18 protein-coding genes are annotated in these 17,250 nt (G+C 58.9%); 4 read left to right on the forward strand and 14 right to left on the reverse strand.

The window, feature by feature from the left end:
* Positions 1 to 3 precede the first annotated feature (3 nt).
* Entirely contained in the window at positions 4 to 672 is a 669-nt protein-coding gene (gene lipB, locus M1D51_RS13255) for a lipoyl(octanoyl) transferase LipB (protein ID WP_172323018.1), read from the forward strand.
* On the forward strand, positions 669 to 1,688 hold the full coding sequence (lipA, locus tag M1D51_RS13260; protein ID WP_458106820.1) for a lipoyl synthase: 1,020 nt from the start codon (positions 669 to 671) through the stop codon (positions 1,686 to 1,688). Before lipB ends, lipA begins: the two co-directional genes overlap by 4 nt.
* Positions 1,689 to 1,740: 52 nt before the next feature.
* Here the strand turns inward: lipA and M1D51_RS13265 are convergent, their stop codons facing one another.
* The 3 genes from M1D51_RS13265 to M1D51_RS13275 are packed head-to-tail and all read right to left on the reverse strand — an operon-like array spanning position 1,741 to position 6,480.
* A complete protein-coding gene (locus tag M1D51_RS13265) occupies positions 1,741 to 2,598 on the reverse strand; it encodes an acyltransferase (RefSeq protein ID WP_172323020.1) in 858 nt (285 codons plus the stop codon).
* Positions 2,582 to 4,456, reverse strand: coding sequence for a hypothetical protein (locus M1D51_RS13270; protein ID WP_458106821.1), 1,875 nt, complete (start codon positions 4,454 to 4,456; stop codon positions 2,582 to 2,584). Before M1D51_RS13270 ends, M1D51_RS13265 begins: the two co-directional genes overlap by 17 nt.
* Entirely contained in the window at positions 4,456 to 6,480 is a 2,025-nt protein-coding gene (locus M1D51_RS13275; protein WP_458106822.1) for a CDP-glycerol glycerophosphotransferase family protein, read from the reverse strand. The genes M1D51_RS13270 and M1D51_RS13275 overlap by 1 nt, the downstream gene beginning before the upstream one ends.
* Positions 6,481 to 6,670: 190 nt before the next feature.
* Here M1D51_RS13275 and M1D51_RS13280 point away from each other — a divergent pair, with 190 nt between their 5' ends.
* Entirely contained in the window at positions 6,671 to 7,432 is a 762-nt protein-coding gene (locus tag M1D51_RS13280; RefSeq protein WP_172323023.1) for a DUF4191 domain-containing protein, read from the forward strand.
* 117 nt (positions 7,433 to 7,549) lie between these two features.
* Here the strand turns inward: M1D51_RS13280 and M1D51_RS13285 are convergent, their stop codons facing one another.
* Positions 7,550 to 7,987, reverse strand: a complete 438-nt coding sequence (locus M1D51_RS13285) for an RDD family protein (protein WP_172323024.1) — start codon at positions 7,985 to 7,987, stop codon at positions 7,550 to 7,552.
* A gap of 323 nt (positions 7,988 to 8,310) precedes the next feature.
* On the opposite strand from M1D51_RS13285, the gene glnA reads away from it, so the two are divergent.
* Positions 8,311 to 9,735 (forward strand): type I glutamate--ammonia ligase, encoded by a 1,425-nt coding sequence (glnA, locus tag M1D51_RS13290; RefSeq protein WP_089594519.1) that lies wholly within the window; start codon positions 8,311 to 8,313, stop codon positions 9,733 to 9,735.
* Positions 9,736 to 10,105: 370 nt separating this feature from the next.
* On the opposite strand, the gene M1D51_RS13295 is transcribed toward glnA, so the two are convergent.
* The 10 genes from M1D51_RS13295 to M1D51_RS13340 all read right to left on the reverse strand — a co-directional run bounded on the left by M1D51_RS13295 (position 10,106) and on the right by M1D51_RS13340 (position 17,236).
* Entirely contained in the window at positions 10,106 to 10,474 is a 369-nt protein-coding gene (locus M1D51_RS13295) for a DUF6602 domain-containing protein (protein ID WP_375154242.1), read from the reverse strand.
* 217 nt (positions 10,475 to 10,691) lie between these two features.
* On the reverse strand, positions 10,692 to 10,940 hold the full coding sequence (locus tag M1D51_RS13300) for a hypothetical protein (RefSeq protein WP_458106823.1): 249 nt from the start codon (positions 10,938 to 10,940) through the stop codon (positions 10,692 to 10,694).
* A gap of 289 nt (positions 10,941 to 11,229) precedes the next feature.
* Positions 11,230 to 11,448 (reverse strand): helix-turn-helix domain-containing protein, encoded by a 219-nt coding sequence (locus M1D51_RS13305; protein WP_458106824.1) that lies wholly within the window; start codon positions 11,446 to 11,448, stop codon positions 11,230 to 11,232.
* Between the two features lie 134 nt (positions 11,449 to 11,582).
* Positions 11,583 to 12,080, reverse strand: a complete 498-nt coding sequence (locus M1D51_RS13310) for a hypothetical protein (protein ID WP_458106825.1) — start codon at positions 12,078 to 12,080, stop codon at positions 11,583 to 11,585.
* Positions 12,081 to 12,171: 91 nt separating this feature from the next.
* Complete coding sequence (locus M1D51_RS13315; RefSeq protein ID WP_458106826.1) at positions 12,172 to 14,244, reverse strand: alpha/beta hydrolase; 2,073 nt, start codon at positions 14,242 to 14,244, stop codon at positions 12,172 to 12,174.
* A 652-nt stretch (positions 14,245 to 14,896) separates the two neighbouring features.
* Positions 14,897 to 15,160 carry a helix-turn-helix domain-containing protein gene (locus M1D51_RS13320; protein ID WP_172323029.1) on the reverse strand — a complete coding sequence of 88 codons (264 nt, stop codon included), beginning with the start codon at positions 15,158 to 15,160 and terminating at the stop codon, positions 14,897 to 14,899.
* A gap of 258 nt (positions 15,161 to 15,418) precedes the next feature.
* Positions 15,419 to 15,769, reverse strand: coding sequence for a hypothetical protein (locus M1D51_RS13325; protein WP_026542534.1), 351 nt, complete (start codon positions 15,767 to 15,769; stop codon positions 15,419 to 15,421).
* Positions 15,770 to 16,102: 333 nt separating this feature from the next.
* Positions 16,103 to 16,330, reverse strand: coding sequence for a hypothetical protein (locus tag M1D51_RS13330; RefSeq protein WP_172323030.1), 228 nt, complete (start codon positions 16,328 to 16,330; stop codon positions 16,103 to 16,105).
* 67 nt (positions 16,331 to 16,397) lie between these two features.
* Entirely contained in the window at positions 16,398 to 16,613 is a 216-nt protein-coding gene (locus M1D51_RS13335) for an AsnC family protein (RefSeq protein ID WP_253951435.1), read from the reverse strand.
* A gap of 53 nt (positions 16,614 to 16,666) precedes the next feature.
* Positions 16,667 to 17,236, reverse strand: coding sequence for a GNAT family N-acetyltransferase (locus M1D51_RS13340; RefSeq protein ID WP_458106827.1), 570 nt, complete (start codon positions 17,234 to 17,236; stop codon positions 16,667 to 16,669).
* Positions 17,237 to 17,250: the final 14 nt, after the last annotated feature.

The following is a 17,250-nucleotide window of genomic DNA, read 5'->3' on the forward strand; positions in this document are numbered from 1 at the left end:
CCCATGACTCTTGAGTTTTCACAACTGGGTCTTGCCCCGGATTTCGTTGACTACATGCAGGGCTGGGACCTGCAGCGCGAGATCCACAACAAAGTTGTTGCGGGCGAGAAGAACAGCACCGTTTTGCTCCTGGAGCACGCGGCCGTCTACACGGCCGGCAAACTCACGGAAGACCACGAGCGGCCCTTCGACGGAACGCCCGTTGTTCCCGTGGACCGCGGTGGGAAGTTGACGTGGCATGGACCCGGGCAACTGATCGCCTATCCCATCCTTAAACTCAAGAACCGCGCCGGTATCCGCGATTATGTGGAGCGCCTCGAAGCCACCATGATCGCCGTGATGGCGGACTACGGCATCAACGCGGTGACCGTGAAAGGCCGCGCCGGTGTTTGGATTCTTGCCGATGACAAAGGTCCGGACCGAAAAATTGCCGCTATCGGCATCCGTGTCCTGGACGGCGTCACCATGCACGGTGTCGCCATCAACTGCAGCAACGACCTCGCGCCTTACCAACAGATCATTGCTTGTGGGATTACTGACGCCAGCGTCTCCACCATGTCGCTGGAAGCCGGCCGGACCATCAACCCGGCCGACATCGTTGACCGCTTCGTGGAAGAATTCCGCAAGCATGAAGAAGCACTCGTTTCCACCCACGAAGGAGCACTCCAGTGACCCTGGCACCTGAAGGCCGTAAGTTGCTGCGCGTTGAGCAGCGTAACTCGGCGGTCCCGGTTGAACGTAAGCCTGAGTGGATCAAGGCCAAGGTCCAGATGGGTCCTGAGTTTGTCCAGCTTAAGAACCTGGTGAAGAAGGAAGGGCTGCACACGGTCTGTGAAGAGGCCGGTTGCCCGAACATCTTTGAGTGCTGGGAAGACAAGGAAGCGACGTTCCTGATCGGCGGGTCCGAGTGCACCCGGCGCTGTGATTTCTGCCAGATCGATACCGGCAAACCGTCCCCGGTGGACATGTTCGAACCCACCAAGGTGGCCCGGAGTGTCCAGGCCATGCAGTTGCGTTACGCCACGGTGACCGGGGTGGCCCGTGATGACCTGGCCGATGAAGGTGTGTGGCTGTACGCCGAGACGGTCCGTAAGATCCACGAGCTGAACCCGGGGACCGGGGTGGAGCTGCTGATCCCGGACTTCTCCGGCAAGCCTGAGCACATCGCGGCGATCTGTGATTCCAAGCCCGAGGTGTTCGCGCACAATGTGGAGACCGTGCCGAGGATTTTCAAGCGGATCCGTCCGGCGTTCCGGTACGAAAGGTCCCTGGATGTCATTACCCAGGGCCGGGACCTGGGCATGGTGACCAAGTCCAACCTGATCCTGGGCATGGGCGAGACCAGGGAAGAGATCTCTGAGGCGTTGCGGGACCTGCACGTTGCCGGGTGTGACCTGATCACGATCACCCAGTACCTGCGCCCGTCCGAGCGGCACTTGCCGGTGGACCGGTGGGTCAAGCCGCAGGAGTTCGTGGATCTCCAGCACGAGGCCGAGGAGATCGGTTTCCTCGGTGTCATGTCCGGGCCGCTGGTCCGTTCCTCGTACCGGGCCGGACGCTTGTGGGCCACCGCAATGCGGAAGAAAGGCCGGGACATCCCCGCCCACCTCGCACACATCGCCGAGGGCATCCAGGACTCCGGCACCACCCGCCAGGAAGCCTCCACCATCCTCGCCGCCCACGGCTAAAGCGAACCCTGCCCAGCCGCGTCGCCAATCCTGGCGGCGCGGCTGAGTTGTTTTATCCCATGTAGAACCGGTTCCGGGCAACCATGTGATCCAGTTGGAAGCACCAGGCAGCCCGTCCGATGCCGGAGGTAGCAGCATCCAAACCGCGTTCCAAGGTTTTGATGTCAATAACCTGTTCATCCGGACCGAAGATGAACTCATCCCCCGAATGGACCAGGCTCTTTGCCGTCTGGCTTCGCGAGTAGCCATGGACGGAGGGTCGTGTCCAAAAGATCCCCTTGCTGACGATTCGTGCCGGCACGCCTGCGGCAGTGGAATTGGAAGGAACCTTCTTGGTGATCAAGGCCCGGGCAGCAAGAATGCTTCCGGAACCGATCTTGGCTCCCTTAAGCAGGAGGGTATCCTCTCCCAACCACACGTGGTCCCCCACCCAAATGGACTCACTGGGATTGACCCGTTGATGGTGCTCCACTGAGTAGATCAGATGGGGGTCGGCCGTCCTGAAGGCAACCCGGGACGAGAACATGGCATCCCTGCCGACGATGACATGCTTGCGCTCGGTGGGAAGGACCCGTGCTTCAGCGGTGAAAGTGGCTCCCGGCCCCAGGTAGAAAACGGACTCTTCGAAGACCGTCACAATCAGCCGGAGGAAGCCATGGGACTTTCGAAGATGGATCACAGCGTCGTTTCCAAGAAACCGGAGCCTCGTGTTGCGGAGCCTTGTTCCGTCTTCCACAAACAGGACGTTTCCGGTTCCCGCGAATTCCACGCTGGATGAGGTGAACTCGGAACCGGGTGTCTCTTTGAGATGTACTACATTGTCTTCGATCGCGGCGACGTCCGCATAGGAGCGGATGATCTGGTTCTTCGGGGCCTGGATACCTTTGGCTGCATCAGTGCTGTCCGGCATGGGCCAACACCTCCCCTGAGTCCGCCAGCACAACGCTGGTGTCCTCCCAGTCGATCCCGGACAGCACCTCCACGGCATCGGCATGCGTTTCTCCATGGACAACAAGCAGCAAGCGCTGGACTCCGGCGGCGATGACAAACCTCAGCGCCGCGATGTCCGCCAAGGCCCAGCCGTCCAGAGGGTGGACTGCAGCCCTGTAAGCGGTGCGCATGCCGGACTCTGGGAGGTCTGGAAGTTCGGGTTCGAGGTCAGCAACAAAGTGTATTTCCATCGTGTCACCGCCGGTTGCCAGTGTTTGGCAGCGGTAGTGGAAGCGGGCAAAGGTATCTCCGTCAAGGACAACATAGTCCTGGGTGGTTTCCGTGTTGAGCGTCAAGGCGCGGGTGCTCAGGCTCCTCCTTGGTATCCGCGTTCCCGGCTTCACCGCTTCCGGCAGAGCACCCCTCCATGTGGTTCCATCGGCTTTCATGGCAATCACCTCGGAGAGCTGGTCTATGGGGTCGTAAGCGGGGAAGAAGCACTGTTCGGCGGCGGTGTACTTGACGAACTGATAGGAGTGCTCCGTCATCAACTGCAGGAACCGTGTCCTCCCTGCGTCTCCGGCGATGAACCAATTGGCCCCGGTGACCATGGAGGCCTCAGCGTCGATCCGGACCTGCACCTGAAGGGTCTGGTTGTAGCGGAACGTGCGCATCTCTTCACAAGTGAATTGCTGATCCACCGGGCGCCTGAGAAACCTCCGCATAATGCACAACATGGCCGGCAGCGCAGCCCTGGCGACGTCGGAGTGTGCGCCATGGACGCGGTACTTGGAGAGATTGGGTACGTCCGATGCCAACTCGATCAGTGAGTGGTTGCTCAGCTCGTCGTCGTTCGTGTAGAAGTAGTCAATTTTGCGACCTTCTGCGAAATACTGCCGGAGCCGGTCCTCCGGTTGTCCCACATCACGCAGCGCAGGATTCTGTAGGAGGTTGTCTTTGAAAAACGGCTTATTGAAGTAGTAGGGCAGATTCATTTGCGGAACGGCCAGGAGCAACGCGGCGCGCGGGTAGTCCTTGGCATAGTGGATGGCAATGGACCCGCCCTTGGAGGCGCCGAAGAACATCATCTCCTGGTGATTTATGTTGAACCGGCTCCGCAACGCTTCAATGGCTCCCCCGACACGACTCTCCAGGGGCCTGCCCGCGTTGTCCACCATCATGTAGGAACCAGCCACCAGATAACGGTCCTGGAAGCACACCATTAAGGTGTCCATCAGGTCTGCCTCCGTGAGGTCCTTGAGATAACTCACTGCATAGGAAATCCGGGTCGTTGATGGGCCAAATCCGGGGAAGGTGATGAGCATTTTCTTCGGATTTTTCGTATTGCCACGCAAGGAGTAGAAGACGTCCCCGTACTGCTCCACGCCGTATTGCTCATCGTAAGTGAGCTGCTGCTGGGTAGTGAATGCACCCCTCCCGATCTTCAGTTCATACGGCGCGTCGATATCGACAGCGAAGCGGGAGATGTCATCCGAAGTGACCACGATGTTGCGGTATTCAAGAGGAAAACCCCGCGCAGGTGGCTCGACCATATTTCCATAGATGACTTTCCCGTCCTGGAGAAGCCGGAACTGCTGCCCTTTCCATGCCTCCCAATTACCCAGGGTCAATTTCGCAAAATAAACCCCCTGCGGCAAGTTCTCGGAGGCAACCCGGCGGATCCTCCCCTCAAGGCCCTTCGCCTTGATGATGCGCCGCACGGGTGAATCAGCGCGGGATGCCATCACTGCCCTGGCAACTTCCAGTCCGGCAGGCGAATAGGCAGCCGCCCGGCCTGCCTTCGTAATCCTCTTCTTGAAGCCATGAATCAACGCCATCAGAGACTCAACATCCTTTCTACGATCTTTTCGTTGATGCGTGCCGGATCCACACCCTCGAAGAAACGCTCACGACGCCGGATGTACTTGGGGTTCTTGGCGGCGAAGTCTTCCCGCACGATGTGGTTCACCAGTTCGGAGTGTTCGCTGAAGACCGGACCCAGGCCGTCCTCGCTGTAGTCAAGCCGGCTTTCATAGGGCTGGTCCTTGAAGAAGTCCGCTGCGTCCCAGTGGTAGTACGCGATGGGTATGCCCACGAAGGCTGCGTCGAGGGCCGCCGAGCTGTAGTCGGTCACCACCAGCTCAGCGGCGCGAATCGCTTCCCGGTAGCTTAAATCAGACTTCACGATGCGGTCGTTGAACCTGAACTGACCGGCCCGCTTTTCCACATTGGGGTGCAGTTTCACGTGCATGATCCGGTCAGTGTCTTCAAGGAACTTCAAAAGCGCAGGGTCTGAAAGCAACTTGTCAATGGCATGGAAGTAGCTCGACTGGGCGAAGAGCTCAGCAGAGGACTGATGCAGGTTGAAGCGCCATGTAGGCATGAAGAGCAGATGCTGCTGCCCCTTCGTGTCGCGGGCCAAAGACTCGTAGCGTGGCAGTCCGCTGTTCAAGGTCTCAACAGGAGCCAATTTGCTCATATAGTCCGCCTCGATCCTGCCCGTGGCTACGAAGACGTCAAAGTACTTGGAGAGCACCCAGTCGGACATGTCGTTGAGCTGGATCCCGTGCTGAAGGTAGACAAAACGAGAGTTGGCGAATGACTTGCCCCGGTATCTGATGCTGTAGATCTGGGACGAAACCACAAGGTCAGATACCAGAAATTTCTCGTAGAACTCCGTAGTGAAAATGGAGATCAAATTGAAGCCCTTGGCCTCAAGGCGCACCCAGTCAGGCGACTTGGGATTGATTGCAAAGTACGCATGGGTGAATTCAGGATGCTGTGCCCTGAAGTACTCATAGAGATGCTCGGCATTGTCGTCAGCTTGAAAGGGCCGGTCGAAGAAAAGGATTGTGGAAGAAGGGCGGATCGGCCGGTTGTAGAAGTTGTAGCTGCCGGGTCTGGCATGGCCGGATCTAAGATTGCGTGCCAGATAACACTTGTTGATCGTCAGGATTTCATCACCGAAGAGCAACTCATACAGTGGCACCCCTGTATCGCAGTCATCGGTCTTGTGGCGGAAAACCAGGTAGGCGTCCTTATGACTGAGTTGCTTGTAGAACTGTTTACCGTCGGCTGGGTCAGCCAACCAGCGGATCCAAGCCGCCTCGAATGGTTGCAGCGGCTCCACCATTGCCACGAAGTCCATCAACTCGAACCCGTAGATCAGGTCGCGGAGATGGTCCAAGGTAATGGACGTCGCCTTCTGACCACGGATTCCCCTGAGGAACAGTGAAACGTAACGCAATACCTGCAGCCTGATTTCTTTGGAATGCACGGGCATCACCGGCATCAGTCGGTTGGCGTCCGCAGCAATCCTGAGCCCGATCGCAGCCTTGGTATCCGATGCCATGGAGAAACCCGTGGTCAACGGCCTGACTTTTGCGATGGACCAGTACATCCGGTAGCTGGTGTAGATGGCCGAGCGGTCCACATCCCCCAGCGCCTCCAGCGCGTCGGACAATCTCCTCGTATTGAAGGCGCTGCCAAAGACATCGGTGTCCCGGGCATAGTGGTAAGCGTCGTCGAGCTTGGTGCCGGCCACGTTCTTGGGGATCGGACCCGTGTAGATGACAGGCTCGGCAAGGTAGACGGTCCGGGACTTGAGGTATTCGAAGAGGGTGGAGACATAGTTGGCCGACAAGAGATGGGAGGTGCGCATAAAGATCACGTACTTGCTGTCAATCTCCTGGCAAAGCCTGGCAATGACGGTCGTCGTCAAGGTCTCAGCCACGTGCAGGACAGCGAAATGCGATTCAAGGCGCAGGCGTGCAGCAATCAAGCGCCGGTACATGGCCGACTCGCGGTCAAGTTGTCCGGTTTCCTCAAGGACGATGGTGAGCAGTGGCGGCGAATCGGGCATGTGGTTCCTATGGGGGTCGAACGTGGGAGATGCGCAGTACTAAGTCACTCCGGCGCTTCGGAGTCACTTAAACCAAGTGACACGGCAGGCTGGATCATGACGAAGAAAACGAAATTGAATCAACTGAGCCCCGATGGAGTTCCGCAACGCGTCCGGTGTCCGGGCGTCCATCACGTAGAATTGAGGCACTATGGCGAACTCCCCTGATTCCAGCAAATCGACCCCATCGGCCGACGCACCCAAGCGTGGGCTGTTCCAGCGCAAGCCCAAGGAAGCCAAGGCAAAGAAGCCCAGCCAACTGAAGCAAATCGCTGAAGTCTTCAAAATGACCCGGCGGAATGATCCCCAGGTTGTGTGGATCATGGTGCTGGCGTTCCTTGCCGTTGTGGCTGTCGCATTCCTGGTCGGTTTCCTCTTGGAGAACTGGGTCACCGGCCTCATTATCGGTATCCCGTTGGGGCTTCTGGCAGCGGTCTTCATCCTTTCCCGAAGGGCTGAAAAGGCCGCCTTCGCGCAGATTGAGAACCAGCCGGGCGCCTCAGGGGCCGCTTTGGGGACCCTCCGCCGCGGATGGGTCACTCAGGACCAACCTGTGGCAGTCAACCCACGTACTCAGGATGCAGTCTTCATGGCCATCGGGCGCCCCGGTGTTGTCCTGGTCAGCGAAGGCCCCACGCACCGCGTCAAACCCCTTGTGGATGCAGAGCGCAAGCGCCTCGCCCGGATCCTCCCGAACGTCACCATCCATGTCCTGGAATCCGGACGCGGAGAAGGCCAAGTACCGCTGAACAAGCTGGCAAAGACCATGGGCAAGCTCAAGAACGAGCTCACCAAGGTTGAAGTCAATGCCGTCAGCAAGCGCATCAATTCCTTGGGTAACCGACTTCCCATCCCCAAGGGCATTGACCCGTACAAGGCCCGCCCCGACCGCAAAGCCGCACGCGGACGCTGAGCTACTTGTTTGCAAACAAAAAACCGCTGCCCCTGTTCGGGGGCAGCGGTTTTTTGTTGGCAGCGGTTTGTCAGGAGTTCATGCGGGGCCGGGTGGATTCCGGCATCCGGAAGATCCTTACATCCGGATAAGGATCGTGTTCATGGCTTTGTCGTGCAGGCCCCGCTGGTCCGGGTCAAAAACGACCGCCGGAATAACCAGGCACAAGAGGATCGTCCTTACGACTGCGGCCAGCGGACCGGCCGGACCGCCCCCCAGCCGGACCACATGGATACCAACGATCCGGTGTCCAATGCTGTAACCCAGCGTGCCAATCAAGAGAATCTGTTCTGCCGCGAAGATGGCCAGCGTAGCCCACTGGTTGCCGCCGAAGGCAAAATTGCTGATGACCAGCGCAATGGTCCAGTCCACTACGATGCCAAGGATGCGTCGCCCGGCGCGCGCGGTGGAGCCGGGTCCCGACTCGGGAAGCCCGAGCCTCTCCCCGGGATATTTGGAGATTCCGGAGGTGTCCGGGCCGCTCAACCAGGAGCCAATGTCTTTTCGATCAACCACCCCTCAAGCCTAACGGCTGGCACGCTTGGTGTCCGACCCGCCGCGGGGCGGGAGTCGGCGCCAAGGTCCACATATCCCGGCGCAGTGTTCGCCCACCGGACCCACATGGACCAGACACCGGGAAGCCGACTACCGTTTACACAACAGATGATTCTGTAACCTGCCGGAAACAATACTGACACCCCCGGGAAATCCCATCTCCCTATGGTGGTATGAGTTGCCAGCCACCACTGCAAGGGGATGTTTTGTGTCTCTGGAGCTTTGGCATGGGCTGCACCACGCGGCCTTCCGGGCCTGTTACTTGATATGCATAAGGAGCATAGATGTTCAAGACTGCGGACGAAGTCCTCAAGTTCATCAAAGACGAAGACGTCAAATTCGTCGATATCCGCTTCACCGACCTTCCTGGTGTCCAGCAGCACTTCAATGTGCCGGCCAAGAGCGTTGACCTTGACTTCTTCGTCAACGGCCAGCTTTTCGATGGTTCTTCCATCCGCGGCTTCCAGGGCATCGCTGAGTCCGACATGCAGCTCATCCCGGATGTGACCTCGGCCTTCATCGACACGTTCCGCATCGAGAAGACTCTTGCGCTGAACTTCTCCATCGTGAACCCCCGCACCGGTGACCCCTACCACCGCGACCCCCGCGGCGTGGCCGAGAAGGCTGAAGCCTACCTCGCCTCTACGGGTATCGCCGACACCGCGTTCTTCGCTCCCGAAGCTGAGTTCTTTGTCTTCGACAACATCCAGTACGAGTCCTCCCCGCAGGGCAGCTTCTACAAGATCGACTCCGAAGAAGCACACTGGAACACGGGCCGCAAGGAAGAGGGCGGCAACCTCGGTTACAAGACCCCGGTCAAGGGCGGGTACTTCCCCGTCTCCCCCACCGATAAGCAGGCCGACCTGCGCGACGCCATGTGCATCGAGCTGGACAAGGCCGGCCTCGAGGTTGAGCGCTCCCACCACGAAGTTGGATCCGCCGGCCAGGCTGAGATCAACTACAAGTTCACCACGCTGACCGCGGCTGCTGATGACCTGCAGAAGTTCAAGTACATCATCAAGAACACCGCCGATGCCTGGGGCAAGTCCGTTACCTTCATGCCGAAGCCTGTCTTCGGCGACAACGGTTCGGGCATGCACTGCCACCAGTCCCTGTGGAGCAACGGCGACCCCCTGTTCTACGACGAAAAGGGCTACGCAGGGCTCTCCGACATGGCCCGCTGGTACATCGGCGGCCTGCTGAAGCACTCCTCCGCAGTCCTGGCTTTCACCAACCCGACGGTCAACTCCTACCGCCGCCTGGTCAAGGGCTTCGAAGCCCCCGTGAACATGGTCTACTCGCAGGGCAACCGCTCCGCCGGTATCCGTATCCCGATCACGGGCACCAACCCGAAGGCCAAGCGCATCGAGTTCCGCGCTCCGGACCCCTCCTCCAACCCGTACCTGGCATTCGCTGCCCAGCTGATGGCCGGCATTGACGGCATCCGCAACCGCATCGAGCCGCCGGCTCCGATCGACAAGGACCTCTACGAGCTCCCCGCCGAGGAAGCCAAGGACATCCCCAAGGCTCCGGGCTCGTTGGAAGAAGCCCTCGAAGCCCTTCGCGAGGACAACGAGTTCCTCCAGGCCGGCGGTGTCTTCACCCAGGACCTCATCGATACTTGGATCGACTACAAGTACGAGAATGAGATCCGCCCGTTGTCGCTGCGCCCGAACCCTTACGAGTTCGAGCTCTACTACGGCGTCTAGCTAAATCATGCGGCAGACGCGGGTGTAGTCCGCAGACAGTCCGCAAGAATCAAGACACAGAAAAGGCCGGTCCCAGGTTTAGCCACCTGAGGGCCGGCCTTTTGTCCTTAACGAATTGCCATCTATGCACGCCGCTCCGCACGCGAACTGAGCCGATCCGCAAGGACGCTGGCAACGGCGGCGCGTGCCGTATCTTCCTTGTCAGGCCACATGTGCCCGTAGGTGTCGAGAGTTGTTTTGGCTGACGAGTGCCTAAGACTCTTTTGGACAACCTTCACATCAAGCCCTTGAGCTCGCACCGTCGCCGCAGCGTTCACCTCGACAGAAGAACAACTAACCGAATTGCCGGGACAACGGCAGAGTCAATGGACTAGCGCGTAAGGAGCTGGCCCCTGGCCCAAGCCGGGGGCCTCATCCTCACACTCAGCGCACCGCTCACTAGCTGCCCAGTCCCAACGTTCCGAAAGAAGAGCGATTCAAGATGCGGAAACCCCCATCGCAGCCCTCTATAAAGCGCCGGTGTCCGAGCCTTGTCGTAGAGGATGACATCCACCTGGCGGCTTTCCGAGCCCAGGCTGTCAACGATCTGTCCGTTTGCGACGCCTATGGAGTCGGGTAGGTGTGCTGCAAGGAATTCGCGGAGAACATCCTCGGCCTCCGTCCCGATGGTTAGGTTATGGCCGTAGGCGTCACGTATCTGCTGCAGACTCAGCTGCAACTGTTTCGCAGCCGTCCCCATAAGGTTAGGAAGTCGGGGGACGGAACTGCGGGGGCATTAGGCATAGAGTCTATTGTTGCGTATTTTTCGATTTGCCCTGGCACCCACATAGGGCCCCTTCTGTGACTGAGTGGTGCACCGCTGCACCGCACCGCAACTATCAACCGTCAGCTTTGGTCCCTTGTCTCCGGCAACATACATGCTCGTCTTCGGAACGCCTCGGCGGCTGTGGCCTAGTCTAAGACTGCCCGTCATTCGTGGGAGTGACTCCCCACTCGATTGCGTCATGCACTTGAGTTTTGAGGTGGGCTTCGTGATGTTCATCGGTTGTGTCGATGATTTCCGCGTCCCCGGGATCTACAGGTACTGGGTCGGTCGTTGAGTCAATCCCGAGGCTGTCCCCCTTCTCCTTCAAAAGAGAATCGAGATGGCCTTTAGAGTCCTTCTCAGCGGCGAACAAGCGATCGTGCACGGGGTCACTAGTCATGGCAAGATGCTAGCCCAGTTGCTCTAAGTACTCACGCAGGAAGGGCTAGGTATCTGGACAGGTAGTTGGGCATCACTTGTCATCAAAGTTGAGTACTGACTACGCGTGCCGGACCTGTGGGGCTGGTCTTTACTGAGTTCAGCGGATCCTCGCAACGGCCATCGTTTCCCCCACTTTGGCCGGGGCTGCCCTCGGTTCCGCGGCAAGGGCCGGACCAAGCCTTCAAGCGGAACGGTCCGGCCCTGCGCCAACTGATCCGAGCATGGAAAACAGGCACGATCTTCAGCGACTACGGCCTTGGAGGAGCAGGGTGGAGAGGGTTGTCCTCATCGAGATCGCCAGCGGCGATTCGTTCGCTGACTTGCCGGTAGACGTCCTGGATGAAGTCCTCAAGGTCTTGGCGTCCGATGCGCCAGACGTTGCGGCCCCCGATTTGGATGCCCTTGAGCTGGCCGGTCTTGAGCATGGCGCGGATCTGAACCTCGCTGGTCGCCAGCTCATCCGCCACCTGCTCAATCGTCAGGAAACGCGGGCTCGGCTTATCGTCTTCAGACGTATAGAGAACGCTATCAACAGTGGGAACGGCTAGGGACCGGCAGCCAGGACTGAATGGCGGGCATCGGGTGTCATTGCCTCGTGGAGTTATTGTGTGGGGTCTTCGCGAACGACTAGGCCTTCGTCGCCGGGGAGTACTTTCCCTTGTTTACGTTCTGCTTCGTCTTCGTCGTTCACTGTAACCGCGTCGCCCGGCGAGCAGGGAGCAGTGGCACCAACGCTGTACGACTTGTCAGATGCATCAGTATCGAACTCAGCCCGAAGGACAGGACCACCCTCTGCGAAGACGGTCGGATGTGTCGTTGGATTAACGGTGCGTACGGTCATCCCCAGGGATTTCCAATACTCGGCTACGCGTTTGGCGTCCTCAATATGGTCGGTTCCTTGGGGTGCCCAGCGGTCGTAACCATAGCTGGCTCCCTTCTCGCCCTTTCCAAGGGAGCACTCCTGCGCCCACGCGACGCCGTTGCGGGGCCACCAACCGGTGACGTCGAGTTGCTTGGTGGTGTTGATGACGAGTTCGACCACGCGGTCCCGCCCTTCCCTGGCACTGATTGTCTTTTCCGGCGTCGCTTTGTCTGACATTGTCGCGTTTGGCTCCTTCTCAGCGCATGCGGTTACTGTCATTCCCATCATTAGCACGGCCGTCACGGCCGTGAGGATCCTAATATGCGTCTTAACCGCTGGCATTCGACATTCCTTCCAGTAGGGCCTTTTGCAGATCAGTCGGCCCCAGCGGGACATACGGGGTGATCTTCTCGGTTTCTCCCCTGATTGCCCAGGCTACATTTTTTAGAGACTCTGTTCGCTCGTCAAAATATCCGGCCTGTTCGCCACCCTCCGGCACGAGACCGTTGTGGTCGGTGACGGGCCGTCCGGCTTCGCCGCCGGTATCAGTGCCGAAGGCGTGGGAACCAAACTCAGGTTTGATCGGGTTCACGTGGTGGTCACGGCTGTTTTCCCGGCCGGTCCAGGCCCACTGGTCACCGCTTTCGGTTTCGCCAGGTATCTTGTCGCGCGCATGACCGGAGTATACGTGTCCTGCGTTGAGGTCAGCGGCGGTACGGACGTTATCGGGCAGCCCTGCCGAGCCGAGCGTGACGAAGTTATCCACCTTGATACCCGGCTGAGTCAGGGCCACCGCGGCAGTGGTACTCCCGTACGAGTGAGCCACAATATTGAGTTGCGGCGCGCTCTCACCGCGGACTGCAGACAGGCCACCGAGCGCCCCGGCGAGCTTATGCCCACCCGCTACTGCGCGATTCACGTCAAGAACGCCGAGGTTAAGGTTGTTATCCAGTGCGGGCGCGGGCGGGGTCTCGTACCCAATCCAGGACACCACAGCGCTTCCTTCTGGAAGCAGGTTATGTAGGTTTTGGGCTGCTTTCGTCCACCCCGTCATGTCACCGGTGGTGGTATTCATGCCCGGAACCGCGTAGGTGACACTGCTCGCAGTGTCGAGATCGCCGATCGACACGGATGCCAAGGGTGGGTTGTCCTGAGTGAGCGAGATGAGATGCCGCTCGCTGGTGCTGCCGCGTGGACCTTTCAGGGCGTCTCCGATGTTGTGGAGCACGTCGAGTCGTTTCTGCAAGTCAGTGAGTGATTTCCTCATCACGGCCACCACGGGAGGCACCTCACCGTAGGTCACGGGTGTCTCATCGACGAGAGACTGCATCTGGGCGATTTGGGCCTTCACATCGGTTACGGCTGCCTTGAGCGCGGTTTGGTTGGCGTGGTCCCGGGCCTTGTAGGGCATTCCTTCCAGGTTTCCGAAGACCGTAGGGAGCTTTGTCAGCAAGAGATCCTGTCGTACCGAGTACTGGGTTTTGGCTCCCGGGGGAGGGTTCAAGCCCGTCCACCACGAGTGGATCTCGGTTGGGTTTATCAACTGAAGCTGTGACTTTAGCGCTGGAGAGGCCGTCAGCATGGCGGCGAGCTCTTCTGCGGGCACGGACGAAAGCGCGTGCAACAGTTCCTGATCGCTCAACGGCGAGAGACCTGTACGGGCCAGATCGAGCGCTCCGTTTGAGAGGGATCCTCCGCCGGCGGCAGCGAATGAATCAGCGATGTGTTCAATCCAGTAAGCATCCGCTTCATTCTCGCTCAAGAGCCGCTCAAAACCGCCAGGGAACGAGTTCGATCCGAGCAGAACCCAGGAGCACGATGAAGTGAAAGACACCCACGCGTTGCCCAACTGCATGAGATCTTGCTGCATGCCTGTGTTAGACGCCCTAGCTTGGGCCACGAACGTGCGTAGATGGTCTGGAACGGCAGAACTTTTCCCGTTCGAAGATCCTCCCCCTGAGGTGCGGTTGCGTTGTCTGGGAGAGAAGACAGCAGAGATAGTTGGTGGCGCGACCGGCGCCTCAGAGGGTTTTTGATCAAAGAGTCCCTCCACCGCAGTGCCGACGTCTCCGATGAAGTTCTCGCGCCTGCTTTCACGTTCGGCCTCCCGCTCACGCCAAGCCGCCAGGCGGGACTGGCGGTCACGTTCCTCCCGCGCTTTCTGCTGTGCTTCTTCTACCTGCCCGGCAAGATCGTCAAGCACTGAGGCCAGCTTCCCCCGATCCTCAACCTCAATTGAGGCAGCCTCTTTGAACAAGTCCGCATACCCACCAGCGAAGTCCTCCAGCGCTGTCTCTACCGCCCCACGACGAAACACACCTTCATCACGAAGCCGCCCGTCGACATCACGGGCAACCCTGACCAACGACGCGGCAGAATCATCATCAAACGCAACGGCCACTACTTACTCCCCCAATGAAATCCCTACGAACTGGACAGGAAGGGCCGTGAGGCCCTCCCATCTACGACAACTACGCGCCGCCGCCAGCAGAGAAAATATCCTGCGAAATCTTCTGCAACTGACCAATAGCAGCCTTAGCTTGCTCAGTAGACAACACACGCGACATAGAAACCCTCAAAGAGAAAATGTAAACCGCCGGCGGCATCACCACCGGGGCCGGACATGCCCGACACTATCAATACCAAACCAATAAATCCAACAAATGGGGAAATTGCACCTCCCCAGTACGCATGCCTCGTATACGTTCGAACCCGCGCCGGCCCCCTGAACCTAGAAGGGGTGATCCTCAAACTCTGTCAGCCCATCCGCTTAGGGTCTCACTCATGGCGAAGTTTGACCGTGATGGTTTCCAGAAGATGATGGCCGAGCTAAACGCGGAGGACGGGCCGGCGCGGTTGCGCGCAGCCCATATGAGGACATGGAGCCCGACCCAGAGTATCTGCGGCAGAAGAGCTGATGCACATTTTTGCAGATTTACACGTAGTGGACTTGCGCAAACCTGCATTTCTGTTAATCTAATAGCAGTTCAAGCGTGTTGGTTTGAAGAACCGCTTTGAGGGGTCCTGCTGTGGTGGCGCGGACCCCTTAGGCGTTAAGAGCGCGGGATTCTGCTTTGTCTAGAACGTGAACCTACCTTGCGACGCGGCTCGGGCGCCTCGGCGGCAGGAGCCTTCAACTGCTCATAGATTTCCCGGACGTGGGATTCAGTAAACCGCAGGCGGTTGCCAACCTTCATGTGAGGCCAGTTGTCGCGCTGGGCAAGAGTAGTGACTTGATTGTTGCTGATCTGTAGAGCCTCAGCCAGTTGCGTCGTGGTGAATACACGTTCGGGCTGGAATATATCGTCAGTGGTCATCGAAGCATCCTATTAGGAATCCAGGCCTTCGCAGTCCGCAGTCAGTCCGCAAAAGGGCCGCAAGAGCCCAATTTTGGCCCACACCCGACCACCGACAAAACCCCTAGAACTAGCGGAACTCAACCGTATACAACCACCCACAATCAGAGTTGTCTAGTTCGAGCTCTACTACGGCGTCTAAGCTACACAAGAAGCACTAACCACAACGATCCCCGGCCCATACGGACCGGGGATCGTTTTTTGGTGCAGTAGCGCGGACTACTCAGTCTTATCCTGATCGCGTTCGCGGATGTTCCTGGCGATCTCGTCCAGTTTCTCCTTGACGAACCCGGCCGCTTCCGAAAGGCCCTTCTCAGCGCTTCCGAGCGGATCAAGCTGAAGGTAGACCTTGTGATCTATGGTGAGGTCGTATTCATCCTTCAGGTGGGTGCCGCCACCCACTCCAGCGAGCGATAGGTAGACCAGCGCTTCAGTTCGCGCAATACCCGCGATGGTTCCGAAGACCACAGTGAAGTCATTGGGCTGAAAGCTCACGGACTGACCCACGTGGCGCCGGTCCAACTCCCCGGCTGTTATGGTCTTCTCTGTCGAACTTCCGTTGTATTCCATGGACTTTTCCTCTGCCTCGAGAACGGTGACAAAAGAAGTCTATAAGGATACTTAGCGTCTGCGCAGCTTGATGCTCCCATGGTCACGCCCACTGCGGTGGAACGCGCCAAGGGAACCAAAGATCAATGCCGGGTTCGGGGCGCCTGTCCCGCTACCTCAGGTGCCGCACAGTCAGTGCAGAATACCCGATCGGTTTCTTCGCCGCAGCACTGGCAGCGATGGAGCAGGGCCGCTGGTTCAATCACATACGTTGTCATAACCACCATGCTGCCCTCGCGGAAACCCGGGGGCACGAGTAGTGTGTACTCGTTTTTTCACCAGCAGCCGCCGCAACTACTTGGATTCGGGAGTACTTCCACCGTCCGGGAGGGCTGTACCGCTGGATTCGAACCGTCCGTCACGGGCGGCAGGTTCGTCGTCGGAGAAGGTTGCAAAGCAGCGCCTGCAGGCAAAAGTTCCAGCACGGCCGTGACGGGAGGACCAGTGCGGCCCGGCCTGCTCGCAGCGGAAGCAGCACATGGTGGAGAATGCCGCACCGTCCGCATCCAGCATGCTTGTCACGCGAGAAGCTTAAGCGACCCCCGCCACCCGCGACCAGCCCTTTTCGCTCCCGATTTCGGCGCCACCCCTATTGCTTTCCATACTTTTTGTGCACAGCCTGCTTGCTGACGCCCAGGCAAAGGGCTATCGCTTCCCAGGACAAGCCTGACTGCCTGGCGGCCCGAACTAATGACGCTTCCTGTCGCCCTACTTCTTTTTGTAGTTCCGCCACTGCATACAGTGCCTCAGCCGGGCCCATTCCATCCATTGATCCCACCAGGGTTTTCATTCGATCCACCTCCATGCCGTCAACTCTAGTTGACGTCGCAAGGAGCGTCAACCAGAGTTGACGCATGGTCAGTCGAAGGCCCGATACATGATGCGCTGCGGACCGGAACTGCCTCCCTCATACCTGCCGGCATCCACGAAACCCGCCTTGGCATAAGCGGCCTGGCCCGCCGGGTTGCGCTCGTTAACGGACAGCACGACGCCGGCCTGACCGCCTCCCAGCCGTATCGTCAACTTCCGCGCTTCCTCCACGACCGCGCGCGCGGACCGTGTTCCCAAGCCTCGCCCTTGGCTTCCCGAGTCAATCAGGAAGCCCCTGAGAAACCACGCAGAATCATCATCGGACCAACCTGCCAACCGGGCGGCACTGGATTGGAGGGTCAGCACGCCAACAGCTATGCCCCCGGACTCGATGACATACGGCATACGGGACTCTTCCTCCAGGGCTATCAGCATCATCCGGAGAGGGTCACCGACGAACGCCCGCTGCCAGTCCTCGACCGACAGCCGGGCGACTGCCCCGAGCTGGATGGCCCGCGCGTCTTCGTCCAGGTGCTTGAGGGGGATCAACCAAATGTCACCGACATCCATGTGATCACTAACGCTCGAAAATAGATCTTCCGAGTCATATTCGAGCATTTCTTGATTCTTCC

The organism is Arthrobacter sp. R3-55 (genome assembly GCF_054161505.1).

Coding starts and splice junctions, on each gene's coding strand:
- M1D51_RS13335 (WP_253951435.1), bottom strand. CDS start 16,613: ATGGAGGTGGATCGAATGAAAACCCTGGTGGGATCAATGGATGGAATG.
- M1D51_RS13265 (WP_172323020.1), bottom strand. CDS start 2,598: ATGCCGGACAGCACTGATGCAGCCAAAGGTATCCAGGCCCCGAAGAAC.
- M1D51_RS13320 (WP_172323029.1), bottom strand. CDS start 15,160: ATGACCACTGACGATATATTCCAGCCCGAACGTGTATTCACCACGACG.
- M1D51_RS13310 (WP_458106825.1), bottom strand. CDS start 12,080: ATGTCAGACAAAGCGACGCCGGAAAAGACAATCAGTGCCAGGGAAGGG.
- M1D51_RS13270 (WP_458106821.1), bottom strand. CDS start 4,456: ATGGCGTTGATTCATGGCTTCAAGAAGAGGATTACGAAGGCAGGCCGG.
- M1D51_RS13300 (WP_458106823.1), bottom strand. CDS start 10,940: ATGACTAGTGACCCCGTGCACGATCGCTTGTTCGCCGCTGAGAAGGAC.
- M1D51_RS13275 (WP_458106822.1), bottom strand. CDS start 6,480: ATGCCCGATTCGCCGCCACTGCTCACCATCGTCCTTGAGGAAACCGGA.
- M1D51_RS13340 (WP_458106827.1), bottom strand. CDS start 17,236: ATGCTCGAATATGACTCGGAAGATCTATTTTCGAGCGTTAGTGATCAC.
- lipB (WP_172323018.1), top strand. CDS start 4: ATGACTCTTGAGTTTTCACAACTGGGTCTTGCCCCGGATTTCGTTGAC.
- glnA (WP_089594519.1), top strand. CDS start 8,311: ATGTTCAAGACTGCGGACGAAGTCCTCAAGTTCATCAAAGACGAAGAC.
- M1D51_RS13280 (WP_172323023.1), top strand. CDS start 6,671: ATGGCGAACTCCCCTGATTCCAGCAAATCGACCCCATCGGCCGACGCA.
- M1D51_RS13295 (WP_375154242.1), bottom strand. CDS start 10,474: ATGGGGACGGCTGCGAAACAGTTGCAGCTGAGTCTGCAGCAGATACGT.
- M1D51_RS13325 (WP_026542534.1), bottom strand. CDS start 15,769: ATGGAATACAACGGAAGTTCGACAGAGAAGACCATAACAGCCGGGGAG.